At 39.4% G+C, this 16,312-nt stretch carries 17 protein-coding genes; 10 read left to right on the forward strand and 7 right to left on the reverse strand.

What is annotated here, in order from left to right; all coding sequences use genetic code 11:
- Positions 1 to 38 precede the first annotated feature (38 nt).
- The gene (locus ACY3FQ_RS05315) at positions 39 to 452 is read right to left on the reverse strand and encodes an Mpo1-like protein (RefSeq protein ID WP_126037312.1); all 414 of its coding nucleotides are present in this window, start codon (positions 450 to 452) and stop codon (positions 39 to 41) included.
- A gap of 67 nt (positions 453 to 519) precedes the next feature.
- On the opposite strand from ACY3FQ_RS05315, the gene ACY3FQ_RS05320 reads away from it, so the two are divergent.
- Together ACY3FQ_RS05320 and ACY3FQ_RS05325 are read left to right on the forward strand one after the other, a co-directional pair.
- On the forward strand, positions 520 to 1,350 hold the full coding sequence (locus ACY3FQ_RS05320; protein ID WP_489773673.1) for a helix-turn-helix transcriptional regulator: 831 nt from the start codon (positions 520 to 522) through the stop codon (positions 1,348 to 1,350).
- A gap of 166 nt (positions 1,351 to 1,516) precedes the next feature.
- Entirely contained in the window at positions 1,517 to 2,293 is a 777-nt protein-coding gene (locus ACY3FQ_RS05325) for a class II aldolase/adducin family protein (protein ID WP_004982474.1), read from the forward strand.
- Between the two features lie 50 nt (positions 2,294 to 2,343).
- On the opposite strand, the gene ACY3FQ_RS05330 is transcribed toward ACY3FQ_RS05325, so the two are convergent.
- Entirely contained in the window at positions 2,344 to 3,567 is a 1,224-nt protein-coding gene (locus ACY3FQ_RS05330; protein WP_236769687.1) for an aminotransferase-like domain-containing protein, read from the reverse strand.
- Positions 3,568 to 3,608: 41 nt separating this feature from the next.
- On the opposite strand from ACY3FQ_RS05330, the gene ACY3FQ_RS05335 reads away from it, so the two are divergent.
- The gene (locus ACY3FQ_RS05335; protein WP_126037306.1) at positions 3,609 to 4,541 is read left to right on the forward strand and encodes an IS5 family transposase; all 933 of its coding nucleotides are present in this window, start codon (positions 3,609 to 3,611) and stop codon (positions 4,539 to 4,541) included.
- A 741-nt stretch (positions 4,542 to 5,282) separates the two neighbouring features.
- Here the strand turns inward: ACY3FQ_RS05335 and ACY3FQ_RS05340 are convergent.
- Entirely contained in the window at positions 5,283 to 5,513 is a 231-nt protein-coding gene (locus ACY3FQ_RS05340) for a DUF2171 domain-containing protein (protein ID WP_087013366.1), read from the reverse strand.
- Between the two features lie 190 nt (positions 5,514 to 5,703).
- Positions 5,704 to 5,931 carry a DapH/DapD/GlmU-related protein gene (locus ACY3FQ_RS05345; protein WP_489774387.1) on the reverse strand — a complete coding sequence of 76 codons (228 nt, stop codon included), beginning with the start codon at positions 5,929 to 5,931 and terminating at the stop codon, positions 5,704 to 5,706.
- Between the two features lie 818 nt (positions 5,932 to 6,749).
- Between ACY3FQ_RS05345 and ACY3FQ_RS05350 the strand changes: the two genes are divergently transcribed.
- Entirely contained in the window at positions 6,750 to 6,968 is a 219-nt protein-coding gene (locus tag ACY3FQ_RS05350) for a hypothetical protein (RefSeq protein ID WP_004696033.1), read from the forward strand.
- Positions 6,969 to 7,289: 321 nt separating this feature from the next.
- On the opposite strand, the gene ACY3FQ_RS05355 is transcribed toward ACY3FQ_RS05350, so the two are convergent.
- Positions 7,290 to 7,886 (reverse strand): hypothetical protein, encoded by a 597-nt coding sequence (locus tag ACY3FQ_RS05355; protein WP_236769685.1) that lies wholly within the window; start codon positions 7,884 to 7,886, stop codon positions 7,290 to 7,292.
- Positions 7,887 to 7,975: 89 nt separating this feature from the next.
- On the reverse strand, positions 7,976 to 8,674 hold the full coding sequence (locus ACY3FQ_RS05360; protein WP_004696037.1) for an exonuclease domain-containing protein: 699 nt from the start codon (positions 8,672 to 8,674) through the stop codon (positions 7,976 to 7,978).
- A 490-nt stretch (positions 8,675 to 9,164) separates the two neighbouring features.
- On the opposite strand from ACY3FQ_RS05360, the gene ACY3FQ_RS05365 reads away from it, so the two are divergent.
- The 3 genes from ACY3FQ_RS05365 (at position 9,165) to rnk (ending at position 12,470) form a co-directional block, all read left to right on the forward strand.
- Positions 9,165 to 10,415 (forward strand): alpha/beta hydrolase, encoded by a 1,251-nt coding sequence (locus tag ACY3FQ_RS05365; RefSeq protein WP_126037303.1) that lies wholly within the window; start codon positions 9,165 to 9,167, stop codon positions 10,413 to 10,415.
- A gap of 226 nt (positions 10,416 to 10,641) precedes the next feature.
- Positions 10,642 to 11,895 (forward strand): serine hydroxymethyltransferase, encoded by a 1,254-nt coding sequence (glyA, locus tag ACY3FQ_RS05370; protein WP_005400534.1) that lies wholly within the window; start codon positions 10,642 to 10,644, stop codon positions 11,893 to 11,895.
- 170 nt (positions 11,896 to 12,065) lie between these two features.
- Entirely contained in the window at positions 12,066 to 12,470 is a 405-nt protein-coding gene (gene rnk / locus ACY3FQ_RS05375) for a nucleoside diphosphate kinase regulator (protein WP_126037301.1), read from the forward strand.
- Positions 12,471 to 12,502: 32 nt separating this feature from the next.
- Here rnk and ACY3FQ_RS05380 read toward each other — a convergent pair whose 3' ends face one another.
- A complete protein-coding gene (locus ACY3FQ_RS05380; protein ID WP_062033636.1) occupies positions 12,503 to 13,168 on the reverse strand; it encodes a hypothetical protein in 666 nt (221 codons plus the stop codon).
- A gap of 161 nt (positions 13,169 to 13,329) precedes the next feature.
- Between ACY3FQ_RS05380 and ACY3FQ_RS05385 the strand changes: the two genes are divergently transcribed.
- The 3 genes from ACY3FQ_RS05385 to ACY3FQ_RS05395 are packed head-to-tail and all read left to right on the forward strand — an operon-like array spanning position 13,330 to position 16,231.
- On the forward strand, positions 13,330 to 14,118 hold the full coding sequence (locus tag ACY3FQ_RS05385) for a tellurium resistance protein (RefSeq protein ID WP_236769683.1): 789 nt from the start codon (positions 13,330 to 13,332) through the stop codon (positions 14,116 to 14,118).
- A gap of 19 nt (positions 14,119 to 14,137) precedes the next feature.
- Positions 14,138 to 15,271, forward strand: a complete 1,134-nt coding sequence (locus ACY3FQ_RS05390) for a toxic anion resistance protein (protein ID WP_489773674.1) — start codon at positions 14,138 to 14,140, stop codon at positions 15,269 to 15,271.
- 33 nt (positions 15,272 to 15,304) lie between these two features.
- The gene (locus ACY3FQ_RS05395) at positions 15,305 to 16,231 is read left to right on the forward strand and encodes a hypothetical protein (RefSeq protein ID WP_236769674.1); all 927 of its coding nucleotides are present in this window, start codon (positions 15,305 to 15,307) and stop codon (positions 16,229 to 16,231) included.
- Positions 16,232 to 16,312: the final 81 nt, after the last annotated feature.

A 16,312-nucleotide genomic window follows, 5' to 3' on the forward strand; every position in this document is an offset into this window, starting at 1 on the left:
GACTGCCCTACAAATATATAAGACAGTCGCATTTTTATTTACCAATCGACGCGTTTGAATAAAATGTCTTTATACATTTTAAAGTCACAAACGAAACTGTAAAACGGATATGTAAATGTGGCTGGTTTATTATGTTCAAAAAAGAAATGACCGATCCAAGCAAATCCATAACCCACTACAGGCAAAGCCCAGAGTAGTTTTGGATTTTTGGTCATCGCCGCAGCCGCAGTAATCCCGATCACACAGGTGGTTCCCACAAAGTATAAACGTCGGCAAGTGGGGTCTTCATGCTGAGAAAGATAGAAGGGATAGAATTCTTTTAAGGTTTTATAACGGCCATCACTTCCCTTAATTTGCACAGCAGGGCTTGCAACCAATGCAGCAGAAAGATGGGCGTTATTCACCAAATCTTGCATATTGTTTTTAATTTGGGTTTGGGTATTCTGTAACATGTCCTACTCCTTTAGTGGTTACAAGGCGTAGTTTTAAACAGGAAACCAAAGATGGTCTTGAACGAATATGCTATCGCAAAGCAAGGACGCGAGTTTAGGGTTAGCGCATCAAAGTAAAATTTACACTTGGGATGGTGTCATTTTGTATGTGACTCATGAGCAGTTGAATAATGCCCATGCCCATGCCCATTTTCCAGCACTTTTACAAATTGGTTTGGGAACACCTTTTGCAATCACTTTAGACGACCAAGTACGTCGTTATCACGATATTGTGGTGATGGCACCCAATGTGATGCACAGTACCGATTCAGAAAATCAACCTTATCTTGCGCTCATGATTGATCCTGATCATGCACTTTATGGATACTTGTATCCATTGCTGAATGGCGAACAGATTTGTTCTTTATCTGCCGCTTGCCTTGCTACGTTTCATTCACAGTTTCAAAAGTTGATCGCTGGGCAACTCACTCCTGATGAAGCCAAACAATTGGTCTTAGCGCTACTGTCAACGTTAAACCCAAATCCGTTACAGGTATTGCCATGGGATGCCCGCGTTTTACAAGCCTGTCGTTATATTCAAAAACTTGTACCTCAGCAGATTCCCACAGTAGCTCAAGTCGCGGCACACACGGGACTGTCTGAGTCGAGGCTGATGCACTTGTTCAGTCAGCAATTGGGGATTTCCATGCGGCGCTACATCCTTTGGTTGCGTATTCGCTATGCCATCAAACTCTGGGCAGCAGGTCAGAGTTTGATTGATATTGCCTTGGAAGCGGGTTTTGCCGATCAGGCGCATTTCACCCGAACTTTACGAAGCATGGTCGATTTTGCACCCTCGATGCTGAAAGGCAAAACCATCTTCGTGAATGACTGCATTAAAACACCATCGACGTCATAGCGTGTTAAGTTGCTTGATAGCACACGGAAATAGCAGAATCATTCAAGACAGGTTTCGCTATTTTACGAAGAATCAGTTTATGTTGAGAGAAGGACTTAAGCAGGATTGAGCTTTTTCCTTCAAGCTCAATGTTAACTTTAATGGATAGAGATAATAGGGATAACAAATGACCAGTTTACATGCGATGAAAAGTCTAAAAGATGTCGTGTCAGAAAAAGAATGGGATGCGCGTTGTCAGCTTGCGGGGTTGTACCGTCTAATTGCGCATTTCCGCATGACCGATTTAATTGATACGCATATTAGTCTACGCGTACCCGACGAAGACGGTCATTTTCTGATTAATCAATATGGCATTCCCTTTGAAAAAATGACGGCTTCGCATTTGGTTAAAATTGATTATGCAGGCAATATTATTGCGGATTATGATCAGGGGAAATTGGTCAATACCGCAGGTTTTGTGATTCACTCCGCGATCCATGATGCACGTAAAGATGTGCACTGCGTGATTCATACGCATACCGCAGATGGCATTGCAGTGTCTGCACAAAAACATGGTTTATTGCCTTTGTCTCAACATGCTTTGAAGTTTTATAACAAAGTGAGCTATCACGAGTATGAAGGGGTGGCATTATTGACCGAAGAGCGTGAGCGTCTCGTGAAAGACTTGGGGCAAAACCGAGTCATGATTTTACGTAATCATGGTTTGCTATCGACAGGGGATTCAATTCAACGTGCTTTTCACGAGATCTACTTCCTTGAACGTGCATGCCAAGCGCAGATCAAGGCGATGGCGGGAGGAGCAGAGCTTCATCTTCCGTCTGAAGCTGTACGTCAACACACAGCTCAACAGTTTGAAAGTGAATTGATTGAAATGGTGATGCTGAAAGCATGGAATGCCGCACTGTCTTTAATTGAGCATCAACGTGACGAGTATTGTTCATAAGCCATTCAACCATTTTAATAAAAGCCTCTATTTCTAAGTAGAGGCTTTTATTATGTTGAGTTTTGCTGTGGAGCTAACACATTTTTGAGCGTTTCGAAAATAGGCGGATCTACCGATTGTGCGACATTGAAGCGTAAGAAATTCTGTGCATTTAAGGATTGGCTAAACGCATTTCCTGGTGCTAAAACAACGCCGTGTTTTAAACACTCTCGCGCAATGAGCGCAGCATCGAAACCGTCGGGAAGTTTACACCACAGGAATATGCCCGCTTGTGGGACTAGCCACGGGTGAATATTTAAAGCCCCGAGCTGAGTGATGACTTTTTGCATTTCATGAGCTAGGCGTAAGCGCACCGTTTCCATATGCTTACGATATCCACTGTCTTTTAAGGCAATCAGCACCATATCGGCGGCAAGTCGGCCTCCACCAAAAGAGGTGGCGATCTTTAAATCGATTAGATTTTCAATCCATTCATTTTTGGCCACGATATAGCCACAGCGCAAAGAGGCTGAAATCGTTTTTGAAAAACTACTAACTTGAATGACACGATTGAGTCCATCAAAAGCAGCCAGTCGTGGGGCAGGGGTATGTTCAAAGTCGGCAAAAATATCATCTTCCACAATGACTAAATTGGTTTGATCGACCAATTTAAGTAAGCGATGCGCCGTGACGGGGGAAAGCACTGCACCAGTTGGGTTGTGTATGCCTGAGTTGGTGATATACAGCCGTGGTGAGTGTTCAGCTAAAACAGACTGAAAGATCTCCAAATCTGGGCCATGGGGAGTATACGGCACACTCACAATATTAATGCGATGAGCTTTGAGGAGAGCATGAAAATTAAAATAACAAGGGTCATCGACAATAACAGTATCCCCAGCTTCCAATAAAAAACGACAGATCAAATCAATTGCTTGCGTGCCAGACTCGGTGAGCATGATGTGTTCAGGCGAAGCTTCAATGCCAATGTGAATTAAACGACGAGAAATTAATTGTCGCAGTTCAGGATGTCCTGCTGGTGTTGCATACTCCACCAGTTCTAAGCTATCTGCTTTTGCCATGCTACGCAGAGCACGTCGAACACCTGTCTCATATAACCATTCGGGTGGTAACCAGCCGCAACCTGGTTTGAGTGTGCTGTGATCTGTATCTAAGGCTTGTCGAGAGACCCATAAAGGGTCGACCTCTCTATCGAGCTTAGGCCCTATTTGGGCTAAAGCCAGTGGCGCGACAGGGCTAGACACATAAAAGCCCGATCCGGGTTGGCTTTGTTGCACAAACCTATCTCTAAAGGCTTATTCCATAATATAATTTTCGAATGAATAAGCCTACACCTAAAATCTACCGTACAACCAATTGGTCCACATATAACCAAGCTCTCATTAATCGTGGGAATATTGCCATTTGGTTTGATCCCAAAACACAATGGTACGCTCAACCAAAAAGCAAACATGGTCGAAATCAGACTTATTCCGATACAGCTATCCAATGCTGCTTAATGATTAAATCCATATTTCGTCTTTCCCTACGCATGGTCACTGGCTTTATACAAAGCCTGATTAAACTCTGTGGATTAGATTGGACAGCCCCAGATTATTCCACCATTTGCAGAAGACAAAGGTATATTGATCTTGCAATTGGCTATCAAAAAAGTTGTGATGGATTACACCTACTCGTTGATTCTACTGGCTTAAAGTTTTTAGGTGAAGGTGAATGGAAACGTAGGAAACATCAGCCTGAATATCGTCGTCAATGGCGTAAACTTCACATTGGTATAGATGCTAAAACCCTGCAAATACGGGCTGCACAGTTGACTACGAACAATGTGAGCGATTCACAAGTCCTTGGGGATTTACTTGAACAAATCCCGTTGGATGAACAGATTGATTCAGTTTATACAGACGGGGCTTATGACACAAAACAATGCCGTCAGGTCATTGCAGATCGGCAAGCGAATGCAGTTATTCCACCCAGAAAAAATGCAAAGCCTTGGAAAGATACAAAAGTTCATTCGCAAGAGCGAAATGAATTACTTCTTACTGTTAAACATTTAGGCAGGACACTATGGAAAAAATGGTCAGGCTATCATCGGCGAAGTTTGGTCGAAACCAAAATGCATTGCATTAAATTATTAGGCGATCGACTATATTCAAGAAACTTTGGGAGCCAAGTCAATGAGATACATGCCCGTATAGCCGTACTGAATAAATTTACGGAATTAGGCCGACCTCATACCCGAGTTGTAACTTAAATTTGAGTGAGTTGGGGAGTGCTTCAAATTATAAATCTTTGTGCAACAAAGCCAATCTAAACTATGAAAAACAGATTTCTTGATCACTCATGCCCCCAAGACAAGAACAGATTTTTTAAAGTTTTGTTGTGACGCCTGTAGAAGCTCAATTCTCATGACTGAAATCAATCTGGGTGAAAATTGATCGAATTTGCTTGCTGGTATTTTTCTAAGTATAGAGAAACTTCATATTAATATATATGTAATTTTTATATAAAAATTACATTAGTTTTCATTAAGATAATATGAATAGTACACAATAGCGCCTCATCAATCAAAAGCACTATTAAAGTTTAATGAAAACAACATTAAATTGACATGCCTAAACGTAATAATGAGCTCTTTATTATTTCGATCATTGGAGAACAAACATGAATTGGCAGAGTATTGATCACTTTATTATCATTCATTGGGTTAGGGGCGCTCATTACCGGTTTCGTTGTGGGTGAAACATTCTTTATCGTGATTGGATTACTTTTATTTATTATGGTTTTTTTGGTTTGGTTAAGTATTAAAGATAAAGTTTCAAACCCTTTTAAAGATTAAGAATGTTGTGTTTGAGTGATTTTTATACTTTTACGATAGATCAATATTGATCAAGCTCAGATAGATGGATGTAGATTACGTTCCTTGCATCTACTTCGTGTTTATATCATATGCAGTACCAGCCCAAAGGCTGGTAGCTTTGCAGTTTTTTTGAGTCTAGGCTTCAATCCAATTATCTTTAATTTCTTGGGCATCTTTGCTTAACATGACCTGATCCTCTCGAATTTCTCTTACCCATGCACTTGGGATAATATGGTGTTTGCCATCGCCATGTTTAGTCAGTTTGATCTCTTTACCTTCTATATGGTCAACATCTCCAACTTTAGTGCCACATACGGCAATTACACTAGAATGTTCTTTAATGTCTGAAATATTAATCGTGGTCATGATGTACCTCTATTTTACTCATCGAACAAAAACGAAGATTTACCCTAACCTAATTTCTCGTAGTCATGAGCTTTTTAAATACAACACCAACATATTATGTCTTAAAATTCACGAAGTATAAAAATTGTCAGTCTGTGTTTTATTTATAGAGTGCTAAGTTGATTAAATTATGCTGATGTTATTTTTATTTTCAATTCAGCCAACGTCTATTTACTGAGTTTCCAGCATTATTATAGTGGATAACTTTTGCATAATTACCTACGGCTGTTGCATTATCAGGAATATCTTTGGTCACTACACTCCCTGCACCGATGGTGGCATTATCGCCAATTTTAACATGATCGATAATACAGACATTTGGGCCAATATATACATTATCGCCAATTACAGCGGCCTGCCGACCGCCATTGGCACCAATCGTTGTAAACTGCGATAGGTTGCATTGTTTCCAAGAACAGTAGTTACGTTGACAATCAAAGGTCTCTCATAACAGATGAACAAGCCATAGCCCATTTTTGTGGTGCAGTGGATATCGATCCCTTATTTCTTCTTACAGTAAAAATAGAGTAGAGCAGTTTGCCGATCTGCTGTTTGCAAGCCGAAAGACGTAACCAACGCTAAAGTTCAAAACTGTAATTAAACAAATCAGTTTTGATAAATGAGTTTAGTTTTGTATTGCGACAATACCGATATAAATCACTCAAAATGGATTGAACTAAGATGGAAAAGAACTCATAGGCTGAATGTGTGATTTACTTGATTTGATGCTGAGCTGTTATCTAGATTTAGCCTTTCAGTATGGTCTCTTATTTTTAAAAAATATCAATTGGCTTTTATTTGTACAGTTGTTTCGAAATGTCATAAGTCCTTGTCGAGAGTCAAAAATACTTTTATATTGTACTAACAGTAGGTCGATAACTAAGACGCTACGATGTAGTTGGACGGATCAATGACAGCTCGTTGAGTTTAGAACGAAATGTTCAAACAATAAATCAGCACTAGCCTTCCAACATAGAAAAGCTCGCAGCAATGCGAGCTTTTTTTATGTAAAAAAAATATGACTATGTATCTCGCTTGTTAAGCATATTTGATTTAAGTTTATGATTTATAGTTATGATTTTGAAAATATTTATATAAATTAACATTGCGATAAATTCTAACAACTCTAAGGGCAGTGTTGGAAAAAACTTGTGCTATAAGATTAAACAGAGCTAAAAAAAGAAAAGGAAAATGACCATGACTCAGCTTGTAGATGTAAAGGTAAAGGACCAGTACAGTCAAACGTATAATGTGAAGGCCCAGTTAAGACAAGTACCTGAAAACTCCGAAGCAGAACGTTTGGATTTGTTTAAACGAATTGAACATATCGTTGTTGATGGTGAAGTGATTCTGCCTAGTATTGAACTGTTATTTGAAAGTCGACAAACGGAAAATATATACCGAGTTGTTGATTAACCCTATTGAAAAAAGCCCATCTTTACATGGGCTTTTTTTATGGGCGATCTAAGTTAGGCCATCGAAGAATATAAGGGATAAATTTTTTGTGCGATTATATTGAAGATCCTAAAGTGAAATTAGGATATCACTTCACACATATTTCCTATTTATCAATCTGTTTGATGAATGGTTCGAGTAACCATGGTGCCAAAGTCTTATAAAGTCGATGAAAGACATTAAGATTTATTGCCTGAATAAAATGTAAAATAATTGATTGCTAATCAAACTTGTAATTTTTAAATCTTAACTAAGACTCAATTATCCATTGAATCTATTTATTTAGGCTGCCTGCAAACGCAACAGTGAGTGATTGATCTGTTGTAAGTGTTGGTTGAGTACTATGGGTTCTATTCGACTTTCCTGTAACGTCGTAATCCATTGCATTTGGCAGCGTTTGAGACTGTGTAAGTCTGTCGCCGATTGAATTTGAAGAATGAGTTGTTTTGCCATTAAGCCACAATAACGTTGTAATAAGCTCATCATCAAATCGCGTGTTTCTTCAAAGCTATAAGCTTTAAGCGGTGGGGCTGGGCTTTGTGTAGGGGTGGGTGGTGAAGGAGTCTGCGCTGTGCTGTCTAAATCTATTGGATTGACGTTATTCTGACTATTTTCGAGTACAGACGTCGATGATTGAGCCTCCGATGACGGCTGTATTGGGCTAGAGACGCGAGCTGTTTGTATGGAATGAATTAAACCTAATTCAATTAATTGTCCGAGGATTTCAGGCGTTGCGATGCGTTGTTTGAATTGGTCAGCCAATTGTTCAAAATCTTCTGTACCAATTAAAACCAATAGTCGTCTTTGACGTGCATTGAGTGGGATATGACGTTGTTGTAAAGCATCTAAACCCAATGCTGTTTTTTGATAATGATTCATACCTTAATTTACTCCCCCGAACAAATAAATTAAGGCTGAACATACAGGGCGAAAATTACAACAATATTAAGAATTTATGACAATACATTTTAGAGCGTTTTAATGCTCGTATTTTCTAAAGCTTTACGTAAATACGGATCGAGTTCATCTTGACGCATTAACCACTGAATATAGTCAGCAGGGAGTTCGGCAATCGCTGTTCCGCGATGCTTGCCAAAATTAATGATTCGCGGAATACGAGCATCTTCAGAGACAGCAAATAATTGCTCCATGCTGTTTATTTTTAATTGATGAACCACATGCATTAAAATATTGGCCGTTAAAATAATATCCATATCGGCACGATGAGCTTTTTTAATCATTTCACGGGCTTTTTCACTGCCTTTTGAAATCATATAAATGAGTGCCGAAATATTGTGGGCTTCAGCATCAGGCCAGACCAAACGTGCAAGGGCGAGTGTACAAATCGCTTTAATATGAGAAGTATCGACACCACATTTTTCGATAGCACGAATATCATAATCAATATTATGACCAATGATGTATTGCGTTTCTGCAGGGAGTTTAAAGGTCGTATAGTGAGGCTTCCCAACGAGGTCTGACTCTAAAATATGATGCACAGCCATCGCTGCGAATGAGATTGGTTCATCGACGGTATAGAGCTGATCAAATACTTGGCTTTTGTCTAGGCTTAATTTGCCATTTGCAATTTCAATCGGTGCATATGCAATCTCAATGGGTTGACCATTTAGGGTATGGGTTTCTGTGTCGAGAATAATGGCTTGCATGTGCATATCCGAAAATTAAAAGCTGAATAAATTTATCATTTCCAAGACTATCAAGACAGCCTATGACTGCCAGATTTGTGGTTTATTCGCTGATTTTGTGCGGTGATGTTGTTTAAATCATCGGGTGAACCTAGGTGATTAGAGATCAGACTTTATTAAGCAAGGGAAAAGTTGGAAGCTACTTGTTGATTTATTTAGGCAGATTACAAGGAAAATTTTTGCTTAAAATTAAAATAATTCTTTGGGATTCGGTTCAAACAAAGACTAGAGAAGAGCTTAATGCCTGAATTCAGTTGTGGGATCAGGATTTATTTTAAGTTCCAATGACCAGTTTTTATAACAATGGTAAGTGCTCACTTGCAGACAATGCTCACTTTGTATCATTCTCGTAACTGGTCTTGCCATGTGTCATTTTGAGGCGTAAATCATTAATGTATTCAAGTGATTTGAATCGTTACAACAAGAAAAAATGTCATTAAGGAATTTTAAGATGAAAAAACATATATTGGCCGTGTTCGTCAGTAGTTCTGTGCTTGTTTTAACAGCCTGTGGAGGAGGGGATGGCGATTCAACTTCTGTTATCGTAGATGATGGGGTGCCTAAAAATAATATTGTTAATCCTGTAGTGAGGGTGGAGTCTTATACCGATATTGATAGTACGGTCGATACTGCATTATCGGATGCTAGTGCATCTAAATCATTGGTAACCTACAAAATGCTTGGTGTAGATGGTGCTGAAGTAGATGCTACAACTTTAGTGTTTACGCCAAAAACAGTTCCTCCTGTAAATGGTTGGCCAATTGTGGTATGGGCTCATGGAACAACGGGCGTTGCTGACAAATGTGCACCGAGTGTATTGGGATTGGGGCAAACAGCGGAATTAATAGAAAGTTTGCTTGATGAAGGGTATGTTGTTGTTGCACCAAATTATGAGGGTCTAGGAGCACCTGGCAATCATCCATTCTTAAACTTAAGAAGTGAGGCATTTTCCATTACGGATGCCGTTGTCGCTGCCAGAAAATATTTAAAAGACCAGCTAGGGAAAAAAGTCAGTGATCAATGGGCAAGCATAGGCCACTCACAAGGCGGGCATGCTGTTCTTGGTGCAGCTCAATATGCATCGCGGGCGCAATTAAATTATAAAGGCACAGTTGCAATTGCTCCTGCATCTAATTTGGCGTCCATACTTACAATAGGTGAACAGCAAGCATCTACTCTGCCTATAAATTATCAAATACAAATGCTCGCTCAATTGGATACTTACACTGCTTTAATTGTTGCAGGTATGCAGGGACATAATAAGTCTGTGACCTATAATGAAGTATTTAAGAACGATACAGTAATCCTTGCACCAATTGCAGAAGCAGAATGTAGCTCAACAGTTGGAGTGCAATTAGGCACTGCTATGAGTATTTATGCAGCTGGTAATGGTCAAGGAACTTTAACGGGCTATGGTCGATTACAGAGCGGTTTTATGAGCATTCCTGTAATAGATACATTCCTTAAAAAAGAGTCTCAACCGGGGCTAGCTCCATTAAATAAAAAGGTATTTATCTATCAAGGGGAAGCAGATACAACGGTACCAAAAGCTGCAACTGATCTTCTCATAGCTTCAATGAAAGCCAATGGTACCAGTGCAAGTAATATTCAATATACAACGAGTGTTGCATGGGATCATGGCACTGTTTATACACAAAATTATGAAAGTTTTGTAGACAATATCGATTCACTTTTTCAATAGATAGATGAATTCGCATGCTGTTCGAGTTTATGATTAATTAAATTATGAATCTCTCATGCCAATTCAGTAATTTGCTTTGACTCAAATCGCTCATGGAGTTCTGCTTTGTCAGCGATTTTTTATTTAAAACTGCGTAAAGTTCGTTCTCGAAATTTATAAACTTCATGCTACAATACGCGCCAATCTTAGCACGGCTTAAAAGCCCTAATTTCATAGGACCTCGCTAATGTTTGCCAATATCTCAATTGCTGAATTTGATCCAGAAATCGCGCAAGCAATCACAAATGAAGATGCTCGCCAAGAAGCGCACATCGAACTGATTGCTTCTGAAAACTATTGCTCTCCAGCAGTAATGGAAGCGCAAGGTTCAAAACTTACAAACAAATATGCTGAAGGCTACCCAGGCAAACGCTACTACGGCGGTTGTGAATATGTAGACGTGATTGAACAATTAGCGATTGACCGTGCTAAAGAGCTTTTCGGTGCAGATTACGCAAACGTTCAACCGCATGCAGGTTCACAAGCAAACTCTGCTGTTTACTTAGCCCTTCTTAACCCAGGCGACACTGTTTTGGGTATGAGCTTGGCTCACGGTGGTCACTTGACTCACGGTGCAAAAGTAAGCTTTTCTGGTAAAACATATAACGCAATTCAGTACGGTTTAAACCCTGAAACTGGCGAGATTGATTACGAAGAAGTTGAACGTTTAGCAATTGAGCACAAGCCACGTATGATCGTAGCTGGTTTCTCTGCTTATAGCCAAATTGTAGATTGGCAGCGTTTCCGTGACATCGCGGATAAAGTTGGTGCTTACCTATTTGTAGATATGGCTCACGTTGCTGGTCTAGTTGCTGCTGGTGTTTACCCAAGCCCAGTTCAGATTGCTGACGTAACAACAACCACTACACACAAAACACTTCGTGGCCCACGTTCAGGTTTAATCCTTGCAAAAGCAAACGAAGAAATTGAGAAAAAATTACAATCAGCTGTATTCCCTGGTAACCAAGGTGGTCCATTGGTTCATGCGGTAGCGGCTAAAGCAATTTGCTTTAAAGAAGCAATGGCTCCTGAATACAAAGTTTACCAACAACAAGTAGTGAAGAACGCTCAAGCAATGGCTGAAGTTCTTATTGCTCGTGGTTATGACATCGTTTCTGGTGGTACAGAAAACCACTTGTTCTTGTTATCTCTTATTAAGCAAGATGTAACAGGTAAAGAAGCAGATGCATGGTTAGGTGCAGCTCACATTACTGTGAACAAAAATGCCGTACCAAATGACCCACGCTCACCATTTGTGACTTCTGGTATCCGTATTGGTACACCGGCTGTGACGACTCGTGGTTTCGGTGAAGCTGAAGTACGTGAACTTGCTGGCTGGATCGCTGATATCCTAGACAGCAAAGGTGATGAAGCTGTGATTAACGCTGTTAAAGCGAAAGTTGAAGCTGTTTGTGCGAAATTTCCTGTTTACGCAAACTAAGTTCTGACTTGAGAAAGCCCCCTCAAGGGGGCTTTTTTTATAGCATTAAAAAATCAAAATCAGTTGAAATGTAATTTAGACTGCATTTCTGATATAACAGAAGTTATAGGCTAATAAATTATTTTTAATAAGAATTTTATTCATACCGTATTCAAATAGGAATGCAGCACATGGCAAACCCAGCAATTATCATTTCTGAGCAGGATCTTCATCGTTTAGAAACGATGTTAGAGCATCAGCCTAAACTTACACCGACCATGCAGTTGCTTGAAGAAGAATTGGCACGCGCCGATGTTGTTGCTCCACAAGATATGCCTGCCAATGTGGTAACGATGAATGCAAAAGTTTTACTGACCATTGCACCATCTATAGAAGCATCTGAAATTACCTTGGTTTATCCGCATGATTTTAAAGGCGAGAAGGGACAGGTCAATGTTCTAGCCCCAATTGGCGCAGCAATTCTGGGCTTAGCTGAAGGTCAAGAAATTGAATGGCCGCAGCCAGATGGTCAAATGATGAAAGTCAAAATTGAAAAAGTGGTTTATCAACCTGAGCGTGAAGGCGATTATTTATAATATCGAAATATTCAATTTTAAAGCCATGTTGATCATGGCTTTTTTATGACTTTGAATATGTACTTTCTATAATGAAAGACAGTAATGCAAAAGAAAACAATAAAATAGAGTGCTGATTGATTGCGATTTTTTATTTCATTTAGATAGAGTTGTTTATATTGCTGATAGGCTTGTTCATAGCCGAAAATCTTTTTCCCATTCACATTTAATGCATACAAAATATCCTGATGGCTTTTTAGATAAGTGATGGGTTGCCCTGTCCAAGCGGTAATATCTAAAGGGACCTGCATTGCATCGAAAAGCCATTGGCAAGTATGAAAATAGCGAATAGGCAAATTCATTTTTTTCATTGGATTTTTCGGGCCTGTGTCAGAGGAGGTCTTAAGTGGTGCGTCTGGCCAACGATCACACCAAACTGTTTGAATTCGACCTTGGTTTTGGCTAAAGATACCGACCAAAAAGTGCGTTTTCCCCAAGCTGTTTAAGTTATAGGGTGCTTGATTTTTTTGATAAAGTTGGACGGCTGTTTCATTATCTAGCAGTGTGCCACTCACTTGTTGTAATTGGCTTGGATCATGCTCTAAAAATGTTTCGTGAATGTGTTTTGCTTTATAGTGTGCACCAACACTGATAAGTAAGGTTAATGCAATGCAGAAACCTAAACTATAACGAATGATGTGCTGAAGGCGAATGATCATAATTTTGAATAGATATAATTTTGTTGGAAACAGAAGCGATGATTAGCCAGATCAAGATAAACGGTTTTCACAGCATTTTTGCAAAAATCTACATGTTATTTGACATAAAAGCTGTACTATAAAAATGATTTTATTCAATTTCTTTATTGGGTTAAAGCACTATGGCACAAATTGACGTTCTTGTTCCTTTAAGGAATATACCAGTCAATTCAGATGAACTTTTAAGTATCCAGCGTAATGATTTGGTTCCGTTGCTGAACGATCAATATCGTCTCAATCATTATGCAGATAGTGTCATTCAAGCACAGTCTGTGCTGTTAAATGGAGTGGACCCGCAGCTCACTTTACAGTTGAGTCAGACCATTGAGCAACTGATACAGTCACTGGCTGACTCAAAAAAATACTTGAAGAAGCGCAAATTTAATGGGCTGCAAAAGTGGCTGGGAATTGATATTGAATATGGTTCAACCCAAGTTGAATACTATAAAAAACTGGATCAGTTGTTGGATCGAGCCAATCATCTCAGCCAAAAATTACAAATTGAAATTCAAAAGTCACAGGCGCGTTATCAGCAGTTAACAGGCTTACGTGAGCAAATGGCCAAATATGTATCTGCGGCTGAAGCATTTTTAATGGAATATCCTAAATTTGTGAAGAATGCACATCCTTTAGATAATTTTGAAGAACGTTTATCCAAGAAAATAAACAGCTTGCAGACTTTGCAAAGCAGTAATGATATTGCTATTACGCAAATGCAGTTGTCACAGCAGCTTTCATTGAGTTTGTTAGACCGATATAAAGAGGCTCAGCAGGTTTTGATCCCAGCATGGCAATATCATGTCAAACAATCGCAGCAATCAAGCTCGACAATTGAACTGGAAAAGCTCGATAATAGCCGTGAAAAATTGATTCATACCTTAAAAAAATCACTACAGAAACCAACACTTTAAGAAATAGATTAGGTGAATTATGACCAACTCAGAACAAAATAGTCTTGTGGTAGAGCCAACCACTGAAGTGATTGAACAGAAGTTTCAACAGTTAAATTTGCAAGAAATTGGCTTGCAACAAGATGACTTCAATGCAGTCTTGGCAGCGCGGAAAGAGTTGGCAGAAATCAACCATAACGCCGTGGCGGAGTATGGTAAAAATATTGCGACACAAACCTCTGGATATACCGATGAATTGTTAAATTTGGTGCAAAACAAGGACCTTGATGAAACAGGGCAAAAGCTGAATCAGGTGGTACAAGTCGCACAACAGCTCAATACCTCAAGTATCTTAAATAAAAAGAAAAATTCAGGTTTCTTCGGTGGCTTGATGAGCAAAATTAAAGGCGCAAAGAATAATATTGATATGCACTTTAATACCACCAAAGAACAGATAGATACTTTGGTGAAAGAAATTGAAAAATCGCAGTCTGGTTTAAAAGCACGTGTTGATACGCTCGATCTGATGTTTCATGGTGTACAAAGTGAATATAAACAGCTCGGTGTCTATATCGCAGCAGGTAAGTTGAAACAGGATGAAATTCAGCAGGAAATCTCAACGCTGACTTCACAGGCACAAGATCAAACCACGACACAGAGAGTTTACGACCTCAATCATTTAGCCAATATTTTGGAAAAACGCGTGAGTGATTTGCAGGTTTTACAACAATCAGCCATGCAAACATTACCGATGATTCGTATTATCCAGTCTAATAATTTGATGTTGGTCGATAAGTTTTATGCGATTAAAAACATCACATTGCCTGCATGGAAAAATCAAATTAGTTTGGCGATTTCTTTAAATGAGCAGAAGAATAGTGTGCAGTTGGCCAATACCATTGACGATGCGACCAATGACTTATTGAAGCGTAATGCCGATTTGTTACATCAAAACTCAGTAGATACAGCAAAAGCCAATCAACGTTCAGTGATTGATATTGAGACGCTTGAACATGTACAAAACACCCTCATTAAAACAGTAAATGATGTGATTCAAATACAAAAAGAAGGGATGCAGAAACGTGCTGAAGCAACCACACGTTTGCGTAGTTTGCAGGACAATTTGAATCAACTGGTTTTAGACTCAAGTTCTAATCGTACGACACCATCTTAATGCCCAGTTGCGTGGTCGATAGAGGAGAAGTATTTGCCTTCCTTAGATGAGTATGTTGTTCAGCCTCAGCACATTGAACAAGGCGTGGTTGCACTCAAACAACGTCAACGTAAACTGAGTTTATGGTGTATGTTGAGTGCTGTCTTGTTTATTGCCTCCAGCATTAGCTATTTTCTACAACCTGATTTTGTCTATAGCTTTTTTGGACTGAGCACAGAAATACAGCAACTACATATGCCCATGAGTATCGATGCAAATTTAGCATCACTTGGACATCAGCCAGATTATTTTCTGAATTTGCTGTCGTGGTTTGGTTGGCTTGTGCTCAAGATTATGGTGTCTTTTATTGGGGCATTCATACTGGTGCACTATGCACGGAAAATTCATTTTTTCTATGTACGTTTTCAATCTTTTATACTGAAGTTTGTGGCATGGCTGATTGCCTTTATTCTGCTTTGGTCTGGGCTGACTTATGTGCAATATGATTTAAAAGATGATGAAAGCGAGGCTTTTCAGCAAATCGTACACTACGATAAAAATATTCAGCAAAGTGAAATAGCGCAGTATTTGCAGCAGTCACGAATACAAATGCCTGTAAAACATTATTTGCTTGCGCAAACGGCGTTGTTACACCAACCTGTCGATAAAAATGCAGCAATTCCGCATGTGCTTGCTCTGGTCCAAGCAGAAAAAACCGATTCACATTTTATTGAGTATGGGTTTAAGCCTGAACAGTTATGGACGATGCAGCATCAGCTTTATGGCAAAACACTCACGCCGATGGCTGCAAGTGTAGAAAAACAAGTTCAGCAAGCAGCACAGTTTACTACGGTCATGCAATTCTTCTCGCTTATCTTGATGTTGCTAATGGCGCTGTTGAGTCTTGTGTTATTTGGTTTGACACGTCAGTTAAAGGCCAGAACGCTAAGAATTGAACAGCGGATGCAGAGTGAATCTTAAGCTTTGACTTTATAAAAAGTCCTGCGGGGTAGTGGGACTTTTTATGATGAATATCTTTAAATCTACAAAACCGATTATTAA

The organism is Acinetobacter sp. AB03 (assembly GCF_058107045.1).

Bases quoted from the DNA above. Each gene is read 5' to 3' on its own strand.
- ACY3FQ_RS05315 (WP_126037312.1), bottom strand. From the start codon at position 452: ATGTTACAGAATACCCAAACCCAAATTAAAAACAATATGCAAGATTTG.
- ACY3FQ_RS05320 (WP_489773673.1), top strand. From the start codon at position 520: ATGCTATCGCAAAGCAAGGACGCGAGTTTAGGGTTAGCGCATCAAAGT.
- ACY3FQ_RS05325 (WP_004982474.1), top strand. From the start codon at position 1,517: ATGACCAGTTTACATGCGATGAAAAGTCTAAAAGATGTCGTGTCAGAA.
- ACY3FQ_RS05335 (WP_126037306.1), top strand. From the start codon at position 3,609: ATGAATAAGCCTACACCTAAAATCTACCGTACAACCAATTGGTCCACA.
- ACY3FQ_RS05340 (WP_087013366.1), bottom strand. From the start codon at position 5,513: ATGACCACGATTAATATTTCAGACATTAAAGAACATTCTAGTGTAATT.
- ACY3FQ_RS05350 (WP_004696033.1), top strand. From the start codon at position 6,750: ATGACTCAGCTTGTAGATGTAAAGGTAAAGGACCAGTACAGTCAAACG.
- ACY3FQ_RS05355 (WP_236769685.1), bottom strand. From the start codon at position 7,886: ATGAATCATTATCAAAAAACAGCATTGGGTTTAGATGCTTTACAACAA.
- ACY3FQ_RS05360 (WP_004696037.1), bottom strand. From the start codon at position 8,674: ATGCAAGCCATTATTCTCGACACAGAAACCCATACCCTAAATGGTCAA.
- ACY3FQ_RS05365 (WP_126037303.1), top strand. From the start codon at position 9,165: ATGAAAAAACATATATTGGCCGTGTTCGTCAGTAGTTCTGTGCTTGTT.
- glyA (WP_005400534.1), top strand. From the start codon at position 10,642: ATGTTTGCCAATATCTCAATTGCTGAATTTGATCCAGAAATCGCGCAA.
- rnk (WP_126037301.1), top strand. From the start codon at position 12,066: ATGGCAAACCCAGCAATTATCATTTCTGAGCAGGATCTTCATCGTTTA.
- ACY3FQ_RS05380 (WP_062033636.1), bottom strand. From the start codon at position 13,168: ATGATCATTCGCCTTCAGCACATCATTCGTTATAGTTTAGGTTTCTGC.
- ACY3FQ_RS05385 (WP_236769683.1), top strand. From the start codon at position 13,330: ATGGCACAAATTGACGTTCTTGTTCCTTTAAGGAATATACCAGTCAAT.
- ACY3FQ_RS05390 (WP_489773674.1), top strand. From the start codon at position 14,138: ATGACCAACTCAGAACAAAATAGTCTTGTGGTAGAGCCAACCACTGAA.